9 protein-coding genes and 1 pseudogene are annotated in these 11,161 nt (G+C 69.0%); 6 read left to right on the top strand and 4 right to left on the bottom strand.

The features are described from left to right. The coding region (locus AC2VNT_RS13290; protein ID WP_486947308.1) for an aldehyde dehydrogenase family protein at positions 1-761 on the top strand (761 nt) is incomplete at its 5' end. 72 nt (positions 762-833) lie between these two features. Here the strand turns inward: AC2VNT_RS13290 and AC2VNT_RS13285 are convergent. Continuing rightward, on the bottom strand, positions 834-2,213 hold the full coding sequence (locus tag AC2VNT_RS13285; RefSeq protein ID WP_486947307.1) for a WS/DGAT/MGAT family O-acyltransferase: 1,380 nt from the start codon (positions 2,211-2,213) through the stop codon (positions 834-836). A gap of 50 nt (positions 2,214-2,263) precedes the next feature. Beyond that, complete coding sequence (locus AC2VNT_RS13280) at positions 2,264-3,910, bottom strand: acyl-CoA synthetase (protein WP_486947306.1); 1,647 nt, start codon at positions 3,908-3,910, stop codon at positions 2,264-2,266. A gap of 67 nt (positions 3,911-3,977) precedes the next feature. Between AC2VNT_RS13280 and AC2VNT_RS13275 the strand changes: the two genes are divergently transcribed. Both AC2VNT_RS13275 and AC2VNT_RS13270 read left to right on the top strand, forming a co-directional pair. Next, positions 3,978-4,778: a crotonase/enoyl-CoA hydratase family protein gene (locus tag AC2VNT_RS13275; RefSeq protein WP_486947305.1), complete on the top strand. Its 801-nt coding sequence runs from the start codon at positions 3,978-3,980 to the stop codon at positions 4,776-4,778. Between the two features lie 423 nt (positions 4,779-5,201). After that, complete coding sequence (locus AC2VNT_RS13270; RefSeq protein WP_486947304.1) at positions 5,202-5,921, top strand: acetoacetate decarboxylase family protein; 720 nt, start codon at positions 5,202-5,204, stop codon at positions 5,919-5,921. On the opposite strand, the gene AC2VNT_RS13265 is transcribed toward AC2VNT_RS13270, so the two are convergent. Beyond that, entirely contained in the window at positions 5,918-7,474 is a 1,557-nt protein-coding gene (locus AC2VNT_RS13265) for an acyl-CoA synthetase (RefSeq protein WP_486947303.1), read from the bottom strand. The genes AC2VNT_RS13270 and AC2VNT_RS13265 overlap by 4 nt on opposite strands. A 55-nt stretch (positions 7,475-7,529) precedes the next feature. Continuing rightward, the gene (locus AC2VNT_RS13260; RefSeq protein ID WP_486947302.1) at positions 7,530-8,570 is read right to left on the bottom strand and encodes an LLM class F420-dependent oxidoreductase; all 1,041 of its coding nucleotides are present in this window, start codon (positions 8,568-8,570) and stop codon (positions 7,530-7,532) included. A gap of 58 nt (positions 8,571-8,628) precedes the next feature. Between AC2VNT_RS13260 and AC2VNT_RS13255 the strand changes: the two genes are divergently transcribed. From AC2VNT_RS13255 to AC2VNT_RS13245, 3 genes and pseudogenes are all read left to right on the top strand, one after another. Beyond that, on the top strand, positions 8,629-9,627 hold the full coding sequence (locus tag AC2VNT_RS13255; RefSeq protein WP_486947301.1) for a Zn-ribbon domain-containing OB-fold protein: 999 nt from the start codon (positions 8,629-8,631) through the stop codon (positions 9,625-9,627). 27 nt (positions 9,628-9,654) lie between these two features. Next, positions 9,655-10,719: a thiolase domain-containing protein gene (locus AC2VNT_RS13250; RefSeq protein WP_486947300.1), complete on the top strand. Its 1,065-nt coding sequence runs from the start codon at positions 9,655-9,657 to the stop codon at positions 10,717-10,719. A 62-nt stretch (positions 10,720-10,781) separates the two neighbouring features. Then, a pseudogene (locus AC2VNT_RS13245) lies at positions 10,782-11,161 on the top strand (thiolase domain-containing protein); the annotation flags it as partial.

Raw genomic sequence — 11,161 nt, 5'->3', positions numbered from 1 at the left:
AGGGGGCGAACCTCGGCGAGGTCGCCAAGGCCGCCACCCGGGCCTGCTTCTCCAATGCCGGGCAGCTGTGCATCTCCGTCGAACGCATCTACGTCGAGCGGGAGGTCGCCGACGAGTTCACCGACCGGTTCGCCGAGCAGGTGCGCAACATGACTCTCAGCGGCGCCTACGACTTCTCCGCGGACATGGGCAGCCTCATCTCCGAAGACCAGGTCAAGACCGTATCCGGCCACGTCGACGACGCAAAAGCCAAGGGCGCGACGGTGATCGCCGGGGGCAACAGCCGGCCGGACATCGGCCCGCTGTTCTTCGAGCCGACGGTGCTCTCCGGCGTCACCGAGGAGATGGAGTGCGCCCGCAACGAGACGTTCGGGCCGGTGGTCGCCATCTACCCGGTGGACAGCGTCGAGGAGGCCATCGAGCGCGCCAACGACACCGACTACGGGCTCAACGCCAGCGTTTGGGCGGCCAGCAAGGCGCAGGGCGAGGCGATTGCCGCTCGGTTGCAGTCCGGCACCGTCAACGTCGACGAGGGCTACGCGCTGGCGTTCGGCAGCACCGCAGCGCCGATGGGCGGGATGAAGGCATCCGGGGTCGGCCGGCGGCACGGCGCCGACGGGATCCTGAAGTACACCGAGACGCAGACGGTCTCCACCGCCCGGGTGTTCAACCTCGATCCCCCGATGGGCATCCCGAACGCGATCTGGCAGAAGGCGTTCACCCCGCTGATCCGAATGGTGCAGGCGCTGCCCGGACGCTGAGCAAGACGTTGGATTCGGCTGCGGGGAGATCGGCACCGATCTCTTCGGCCCGTTCTGAGCGGGCGGACGGCGCTACGGCGCGGCGTCCTCCAACTCGGCGAGCGCCAGCTCGATGCCGTCGGCCATCTCGTCGACGTCATTGGCCACCTCCGGGGTGGTGACGAACCCGAAGTCCAGGCTGTCCCGATACGAGAAGCAGGTGACGTTCAGCGCGACGTCGAGCACCGGCGGCCCCAACGGCAGCAGCGACTCGAGTTCGGCGCCGGCCATGTACAGCGGGAAGGACGGCCCGGGAACGTTGGACACCACCAGGTTGATCGGCGCCAGGTTGTGCGAGAGTCCGGTCGCGGTGTATGCCCGCGCGGCCAGGTGCAGCAGACCAGGCGGGGTGGTCTCGGTCAGGCCCATGATCTGGTGCGCGGAGAGCGCCTTGGCCATCTGCTTGGCGCCCTGGGTGCTCTCGTGGATCTCGGCGAGCCGCTGCGCGGGGTCGGCGACGTCGGTGGCCAGCGTCACCGTCATCGAGCTGACCTTGTTGCCGACCTCGTCGATGTCGGCCTCGGTGCGGGTGGAGACCGGGATCTGGGCGATCAGCGGCTTCGCCGGCAGCTCACCGCGCTTGTCCAGATAGTCCCGGGCGGCGCCGGCCACCATGGCCAGCACGACGTCGTTGAGCTTCACGCCGTAGGCGTTCTTGACCGCCTTGACCCGGGCCAGCTCCACCCGGGTGCCGGTGACCCGCCGGTGCGGGGAGACACTGGCGTTGAACCGGGTCTTGGGCGCCTCGAAGTACCGCGGCGACCGGCGGTTGAGGCCGAGCACCGCGACCTGCTGGCGCACGGTCTGCTGAATCAGCCGACCGATCCGGAACGGTGTCTTGATCCCGAGGTTGATCAACGCCCCGATCGCCTGGCGTTCCAGGCCGGGCAGCGGGTCGGGCGCCGGCACCGGCACGTCCTGCTGCGCCGCCCGCGGCTCCGGGGTGATGTCCAGCAGGATCTCGGAGAGCCCGGCGCCGGAGACGCCGTCGACGATCGCGTGGTGCATCTTGGTCAGCGTCGCGATCCGGCCGCCCTTGACACCCTCGATCACCCACAGCTCCCACAACGCCCGCGAGCGGTCCAGCTTGTAGGACATCAGCCGGCCGACCAACTCCTCCAGTTCCCGGCGCCCGCCCGGGGCGGGTACACCGATGCGGCGCAGGTGGAAGTCGATGTCGAGATCCTCGTCCTCGACGAACCAGGGCCGGTCCAGCCCGAGCGGAGCGCCGGCGACCCGCCACCGCAGCTGCGGCAGCTGCGGCAGCCGCTCGATGAGCAGGTCGCGGAGCAGTTCGAAGCTGTAGTTCGGCGCCTTGCTCGGGTCGAAGATCGCCAGCGCACCGATGTGCATATGCCAGCCCGCGGTCTCCGCCGACCAGAACGCCGCGTCGACACTGGAAAGCCTTTTCACGTAGCGAAGCTACCGCGTGCCGGCCGTTCCGTCCGCAGCTATCGGCAGATCTATCCGCCGCCGGCTTCGTCGGCGGCCCGGGCCTCGGTCTGCTCCTTGGCCCACCGGTAGTCCGGCTTGCCGGCCGGTGAGCGCTTCACCTCGTCGACGAACCAGAGGCTGCGTGGCACCTTGTACCCGGCGATCTCGGCCCGGGCGGCGTCGTTGATCGCCGCCAGGCTCGGCCGGGCACCGTAGCGAGCCTGCACCACCGCCGCGACCCGCTGGCCGTAGCGCGGGTCCGGGACCCCGACCACCAGCGCGTCGAAGACGTCCGGGTGCGTCTTCAGCGCGGCCTCGACCTCTTCGGGGTAGATCTTCTCGCCGCCGCTGTTGATCGAGACCGAGCCGCGCCCGAGCATGGTGACGGTGCCGTCCGCTTCGACCTGCGCGTAGTCGCCGGGGATCGCGTAGCGCACGCCGTTGATGGTCCGGAAGGTCTGCCGTGTCTTCTCTTCGTCCTTGTAGTAACCGACCGGGATGTGTCCGCGTTTGGCGATGATGCCGCGCACTCCCGAACCGGGCTGGACCTGGTTTCCGTCGTCGTCGAGCACCACGGTGGTCTTGTCCATGCTCACCCGCGGCCCGCCGGTGTGCGCCTCACCCTTGGCGACGACGCTGGTGCCGCCGAAGCCGGTCTCGCTCGACCCGATGGAGTCGGTGATGACCCGGTTGGGCAGCAGCTCCAGCAGCTGCTCCTTGATGCTCGGCGAGAACAGCGCCGCGGTGGACGCCAGCACGAACAGCGACGACAGGTCGTAGTCGCGGCCGACCTGCCGGGCCGCGACCAGCGCGTCGAGCAGCGGGCGCGCCATCGCGTCGCCGGTGAAGAACAGCAGATTCACCGTGTGGTCGGCGATGGTGCGCCACACCGCGTCGGCGTCGAACTCCGGAGCCAGCACCACGGTCTGCCCGGCGAACAGCGCCATCCAAGTGGCCGACTGCGTCGCGCCGTGGATCATCGGCGGGATCGGGTAGCGGATCATCGGCGGGTTGGCCGCGGCCTGCTTGGCCAGGTCGTACTCGTCGGCCACCGGCTCACCGGTGGCGAAGTCGGTGCCGCCGAACAGCACCCGGTAGATGTCCTCGTGGCGCCACATCACGCCCTTGGGGAACCCGGTGGTGCCACCGGTGTAGAGGATGTAGATGTCGTCGGCACTGCGCTCACCGAGCAGGTCGGCGAAGTCACGCTCGGGCGAGCCCTGCGCCAGCGCGGAGGAGAACTCCACCCCGCCGTAGCGGGTGAAATCGCCGTCGGAGCCGTCCTCGACCACCAGGACGGTCTTGAGGTGCGGGACATCCGGCAGCACGTTGGCCACCCGGTCGCTGTACTGGCGTTCGTGTACCAACGCGACCATGTCGGAGTTGTCGAACAGGTAGCGCAGCTCACCCTCGACGTAGCGGTAGTTGACGTTGATCAGGATGGCGCCGGCCTTGACGATCCCGAGCATCGCGATCACGATCTCGGTCCGGTTGCGGCAGTACAGCCCGACCTTGTCGTCCTTCTTGACCCCGTGCGCGATCAGGTAGTGCGCCAGCCGGTTGGCCTTCTCCTCCAGCTGCGCGTAGGTCAGCTGCTCGTCACCGCAGATCAGGGCGATCCGGTCCGGGACGACATCGATGGCGTGTTCGGCGAGGTCGGCGATGTTCAGAGCCACGAACCCAAATTAGAACGTGTTACATTTCGACACAAGTCCGTGCCGACGTCGTGGAAGGTGAACGTCCGTGAGCGAGCCCGACAACGAACCGCACGCCCTGGTTGACCAGCGCGGACACACCCTGATCGTGACGCTGAACCGGCCCGCGGCCCGCAACGCGCTCTCCGGCGAGATGATGCGAATAATGGTCGAGGCCTGGGACCGGGTCGACGGCGACGACGAGATCCGCAGCTGCATCCTGACCGGCGCCGGTGGCTACTTCTGCGCCGGGATGGACCTCAAGGCGGCCAACGAGAAGGCACCCGGCGACTCGTTCAAAGACGGCAGCTACGACCCGTCGCGCATCGACGCACTGCTCAAGGGCCGCCGGTTGACCAAGCCGCTGATCGCCGCGGTGGAGGGCCCGGCGATCGCCGGCGGCACCGAGATCCTGCAGGGCACCGACATCCGGGTCGCCGGCCAGAGCGCCAAGTTCGGCATCTCCGAGGCTCGCTGGAGCCTGTACCCGATGGGCGGCTCGGCGGTGCGGCTGGTCCGGCAGATCCCCTACACCGTCGCCTGCGACCTGCTCTTCACCGGCCGGCACATCACCGCCGCCGAGGCGCTGAGCTTCGGCTTGATCGGCCACGTCGTTCCGGACGGCCAAGCGCTGGCCAAGGCGCTGGAGATCGCCGAGCTGATCAACAACAACGGCCCGCTGGCGGTGCAGGCGATGCTGCGCACCATCCACGAGACCGAGGGCATGCCCGAGAACGAGGCCTTCAAGACCGATACCGCGATCGGTATCAAGGTGTTCCTCAGCGAGGACGCCAAGGAAGGGCCGAAGGCCTTCGCCGAGAAACGCGCCCCCGAGTTCAAGGGACGCTAGTCACCGCGAGCAGACGCAAACGCCCCCATTTTCTCCCTGTTTCGGGGGCTTTCGCGTCTGCTCGTCGTTGGAGATCAACGCCCACGCCACCGAGGCCATCCCGACCCGCGCCGTCGCGGCCGGCCTGGCTGCTTACCCCGGCCACCCCGACCGACTACTCACGCACCCTGGACGAGCTGGGAGTGCGGTGGCGCTCACCGACCGACACCATTGTCGAGTCGGTGAACGCCACCGAGCCTGGGGCGACCGGCCCGTTGCGGTCCCGGAACACCGGCTCACGCGGCCGCATCCAGGCCTAGCCGGCGTGCGCCTCGCCGCTCGCGTGGCAGATCCCGTCGGTCAGATCGAGGTCAGGCCAGGCCGCCGCCGTCCGGTCGGTCAACACTTCCGTCACCGCGCACTCCTGAGATTACAGTGGCCAGCATGGCTGCGTCCCAACACGAAATCGCCGGCACCGTGCTTACCATGCCGGTCCGGATTCGTCAGGCGGATGTGCACACTGCGTTGTTCTCGGTGCCGGCCCAGGCCGCTCAGCGGCTGATCGACTACAGCGGCCTGCGGGTCTGCCAGCACCGTCCCGGTAAGGCGGTGGTGAACCTGATGCTGGCCCGCTACATCGACGGCGACCTCGGCGCCTACCACGAATTCGGCACCGCGGTGATGGTCAACCCGCCGGGGTCGAACGCGCGTGGGTGGCGGGCACTGGCCTCGGCGGGCGCGTTCATCCAACACCTACCGGTCGACCAGGAGTTCACCTTGGCGGCGGGCCGCGCCATCTGGGGCTTCCCGAAGGTGATGGCGGAATTCACCATCCGCGGCGACGGCCGGTTCGGCTTCGACGTGCGGGAGAACGGTGAACACATCGCCGGCATCGAATTCGGCCGCGGGCTGCCGGTGCCGACACGGTCCCGGCCGCGGGTGCTTCGCGCGTACAGCCACACCGCCGGCGTCACCCGGGAAATCCCTTGGGAGATGCGGATCTCCGGGCTGCGAGCACGGGCCGGCGGCGCGACACTGCGGCTGGGCGAGCACCCGTACGCCGAGGAGCTGAGAACGCTGGGCCTGCCGAAGCGGGCGATGGCGTCGGCGTCGGTCGGGCGCGTTGAGATGGTGTTCGGCGACGCCGACCGGGTGATCGGCTAGATCTTGGCGTCCCGGCCGGCCCAGTACGGCGCACGCAGCTTGCGCTTGTAGAGCTTTCCGTTGGGGTCACGCGGCATCTCGGTGATGTAGTCGATCGACTTGGGCAGCTTGAACTTCGCCAGCCGCTCGGTGGCGTAGGCCATCAGCTCGGCGGTCAAAGCGTCGTCGGGCGCGACCCCATCTGCGGGTTGCACGACGGCCTTGATCTGCTCGCCCCAGTCGTCGTCGGGCACCCCGAAGACCGCGACGTCGACGACTTTCGGGTGCATGATCAGTTCGTTCTCGATCTCGGCCGGATAGATGTTGACGCCGCCGGAGATGATCATGTTGGTCTTGCGGTCCTGCAGGTACAGGTAGCCGTCCTCGTCGAGATAGCCCACGTCGCCGACGGTGAACAGGTCGCCGGCGCGGCTCTCGGCGGTCTTCTTCTCGTCGTTGTGGTAGGCGAAGCTCGACCCGCCCATCTGCATGTAGACGGTGCCCGCCTGCCCGGCGATCAGCTCGTTGCCGTCGTCGTCGAGCACCTTGACCACCGAGTACGGCCAGGCCTTGCCGACCGAGCCGGGATGGGTCAGCCACTCCTCGGCGGTGATCAGCGTGCCGCCGCCCTCGGTGGCGGCGTAGTACTCGGTGATCACCGTGCCCCACCAATCGATCATCCGGCGTTTGACCTCCGGCGGGCACGGCGCGGCGCCGTGGATCACGTTGCGCAGGCTGTACACGTCGTAGCGGGCCCGCACCTCCTCCGGCAGGGCCAGCAGCCGGCGGAACTGGGTGGGCACCATGTGACTGTGGGTGACCTTGTGCTTCTCGATCAGCGCCAGCATCTCCTCCGGGTCCCACTTGTCCATCAGCACCACCTTGTGGCCCAGCTGGATCGAGATCGCCGAGAAGTTGAGCACCGCCGTGTGATACAGCGGCGACCCGCAGATGTGCACGTGGTCGTCGAAGGGCTGCAGACCGTACAGCGCGAAGAAGCCGGCCGCGGCGATCGGCACCTCGTCCGGGTCGGCCCCGGTCAGCGGACGCTGTACGCCCTTGGGTTTGCCGGTGGTGCCCGAGGTGTAGAGCATGGCCGCGCCGGCCGTGCGGATGTCGGGCCGGCCCTGTTCACCTGCGCCGAGCTCCGACAGCGGGGCGAAGCCGGCCAACTGAGTCAGGTCGCCGACCGCGAACCGGTGGTCGGCGGGCAGGCCGGCCTCGTCGGCCGCGATCCGGCAGGCGTCGGCGAACCGTTCATGGCCGATGAGCACTTTCGCACCGCTGTCGGAGAGGATGTAGCCGATCTCCGGTCCGGTCAGATGCCAGTTCACCGCGACGATGTACAGCCCGGTCTGCATCGCCGCGAAGTACACCGCCAGGCTGTCGACGACGTTGGGCAGCACCATCACCAGCACGTCGCCCGGACGCAGCCCCAGCGTTTGCAGCCCCCGTCCGTACCGGTCGGCCCGCGCCGCCAGCTCGCCGTAGCTCAGCTGACCGCCGAGGACGTCGACCACCGCGGCGGCGTCGGGGGTGTCGCGGGCGATGTTCCACAGGCCAGTATCCCTCATCCGGCTAATCTAGAACGTGTTCTAGTTCGACGGCAAGGTCGGCCCCCCGGGAGGGTTAAACCAAGCCGGCCAGCTGCCGCACCTGGTCGGCGTCGCGGGCGGTGACCACCATCATCGTCACCCCGGCGGCCTCCCACACGGTGATCTGCTTGCGCACGTAGTCGACGTCGCCGACGATCACCGCGTCGTCGACCAGTTCGTCGGGGATGATCTTGGCCGCTCGTTCTTTGCCGTCCTTTTGCCCACTGCGGAACAGAGCGGTGACGTCGTCGACGACCTCCGCGTAGCCCATCCGTCGGTAGACGTCGGCGTGGAAGTTGGTGTCTTCGGATCCCATCCCGCCCATGTACAGCGCCAGGTACGGCTTGATGCCGGCGAACGCCGCGGCCCGGTCGTCGGTGATCACCACCTGGGCGGTCGCGCAGATCTCGAAATCCGCGCGGGAGCGGCGGGCGCCGGGCCGGGCGAAGCCCTCGTCGAGCCACTCGTTGTACATGTCGGCCAGCCGCGGGGCGTAGAAGATCGGCAGCCAGCCGTCGGCGATCTCGGCGGCCAGCGCGATGTTCTTCGGACCCTCGGCGCCCAGCATGACCGGGATGTCGGCGCGCAGCGGATGCACGATCGGCTTGAGCGCCTTGCCCAGGCCGGTGCTGCCCGCCCCGGTCAGCGGCAGCGGATAGTGCGGGCCGGCGCTGGTCACCGGCGCCTGCCGCGCCCACACCTGGCGCAGGATGTCGACGTACTCCCGGGTGCGAGCCAACGGCTTGCCGAACCGCTGCCCGTACCAGCCCTCCACCACCTGCGGGCCGGAGACCCCCAACCCGAGGATGTGCCGGCCGCCGGAGAGGTGATCCAGGGTCAGCGCGGCCATCGCGCACGCGGCCGGGGTGCGCGCGCTCAACTGCACCACCGAGGTGCCCAGCCGCAGCCGGGAGGTCTCCCGGCCCCACCAGGCCAGCGGCGTATAGGCGTCCGAGCCCCAGGCTTCGGCGGTGAACACCGCATCGAAGCCGGCATCCTCGGCGGCGGCCACCAGTTCGGCGTGGTTGGCGGGGGGTTGCGCGCCCCAGTACCCCAGCTGCAGCCCGAGCTTCATCGTCGGCCCCTTACACCCGCTGTTGCCCCGATTCTTAGAACCTGTTCTACTCGATGCCGTGACCGCGAGCCACAGCCACCCCAGCGACGCCGAGCGGCTCGAACCCAACCTGTCCGCGCCGCTCGGGTTGTTCTTCACGTACACGCGTTCGGTCGGCCCGGTGCTCGGAGCGTTCTTCACCGCGCTGCGCGAACGCCGGATCGTCGGGGTGCGCGGCAGTGACGGCCGGGTCCATGTGCCCCCCACCGAGTACGACCCGGTCAGCCACGCGCCGCTGACCGAGATCGTTCCGGTGGCCAGCGTCGGCACCGTGGTGTCCTGGTCCTGGCAGCCCGACCCGCTGGAAGGCCAGCCGCTGGACCGCCCGTTCGCCTGGGCGTGGATCCGGCTCGACGGCGCCGACGTGCCGATGCTGCACGCCATTGATGTCGGAGCCGTGGGTCCGTCCGGCATCCACAGCGGCGCCCGGGTACACGTGCGCTGGGCCGACCAGCCGGTCGGCGCGATCACCGACATCGCCCATTTCGCGCTGGGCGACACTCCCGAGCCGGTACCGGCGACGACCGCCCAGCGCGCTCCGGTGACCATCGTCGAGACGCCGATCGGGCTGGAGATCCAGCACAGCGCGTCCTCCCCGGAGAGCGCCTACCTGCGGGCGTTGAAGGAGGGACGGCTGCTGGGTGCGCGCACCGGTGAGGCCGGGAAGGTGTACTTCCCGGCCCGAGAAGCCGACCCGGCCACCGGCCAGCAGCTCACCGACTTCGTCGAGGTCAAAGACACCGGCACGATCACCACGTTCGCCATCATCAACATCCCGTTCTCGGGACAGCGGATCAAGCCGCCGTACGTCGCGGCCTACGTGCTGCTCGACGGCGCCGACATTCCGTTCCTGACGCTGGTCGCCGATGTCGACGCCCACGAGGTCCGGATGGGCATGCGGGTGCAGGCGGTGTGGGAGCCGCGCGAGGAGTGGACGTACGGCATGGAGAACATCGAGTACTTCCGGCCCACCGGGGAACCCGACGCCGAGTACGACAGCTACAAGCAGCACCTGTAGCCGGGGCTTGGGAGAAGGGGCCAGCAGATGAGCATTCGCAATGTCGCCGTGGTGGGCTTCGCCCACGCGCCGCATGTTCGCCGCACCGACGGCACCACCAATGGCGTCGAGATGCTGATGCCGTGCTTTGCCCAGCTCTACGCCGAACTCGGCATCAACAAGGCCGACATCGGCTTCTGGTGCTCCGGGTCGTCGGATTACCTTGCCGGCCGGGCGTTCTCGTTCATTTCGGCAATCGACTCGATCGGCGCCGTCCCGCCGGTCAACGAGTCGCACGTGGAGATGGACGGGGCCTGGGCGCTGTACGAGGCCTACATCAAGGTGCTCACCGGCGAGGTGGAGATCGCGCTGGCCTACGGGTTCGGCAAGTCATCGGCCGGACAGCTGCGCCGGATCCTGGCCCTGCAGACCGACCCGTACACCGTGGCACCGCTCTGGCCGGACTCGGTGTCGATCGCCGGGCTGCAGGCTCGTCTCGGGCTGGACTCGCGGGCGTGGACCGTCGAGCAGATGGCCCGGGTGGCGCTGGAGTCGATGGCCTGCGCCGACCGGGTCGACTCGGTGGAGTCCTCCGACAGCCTCGACGAACTGCTGGACCGGCCGTTCTTCGCCGACCCGCTGCGCCGGCACGACATCGCGCCGATCACCGACGGTGCCGCCGCGATCGTGCTGGCCGCCGGCGACAGGGCCCGTGAACTCCGGGACAACCCGGCCTGGATCACCGGTTTCGAACACCGCATCGAGTCCGGCGCGCTGGGCAGCCGGAACTTGACCCGCTCGCCATCGGCGGCCGCGTCGGCCCGGGCGGCCAGCGGCGACGCCATGCCCGCGGTGGACGTCGCCGAGATCCACGCGCCGTTCACCCACCAGCAGCTGATCCTCACCGAGGCGATGCGACTGCCGTCGAAGGTGACGGTCAACCCGTCCGGCGGTGCGCTGGCGGCCAACCCGATGTTCGTCGCCGGGATGGAGCGGATCGGGTTCGCCGCGCAGCACATCTTCGACCGTTCGGCCGAGCGGGTGCTGGCGCACGCCACCAGCGGCCCCGCGCTGCAGCAGAACCTGGTCGCGGTGATGGAAGGACAGGACTGATGGCCGTGCGCCGACGACGATGCAGAGCGGAGCTTGCGGAGCGATGAGGAGGAGCGGCGCACATGCCTGAGCTTGCGGCGGTGCTGGGCACCGGGCAGACGAAGTACACCGCCAAGCGCCAGGACGTGTCGATGAACGGGCTGGTGCGCGAGGCGATCGACCGCGCGCTGGAAGACTCCGGTTCGACCTTCGCCGATATCGACGCGGTGGTGGTCGGCAAGGCGCCGGACTTCTTCGAGGGCGTGATGATGCCCGAGTTGTTCATGGCCGACGCGATGGGCGCCACCGGCAAGCCGCTGATCCGGGTGCACACCGCCGGGTCGGTGGGCGGCTCGACCGCGATCGTCGCCGCCAGCCTGGTCAAGGCCGGCAAGTACCGCCGGGTGCTGGCGATGGCCTGGGAGAAGCAGTCCGAGTCCAATGCCATGTGGGGGCTCTCCAT

Source organism: Mycobacterium sp. TH-M15, assembly GCF_057473705.1.
The sequence above is the reverse complement of the archived record's forward strand: the minus strand, read 5'-3'. Positions and strand labels throughout refer to the sequence as shown.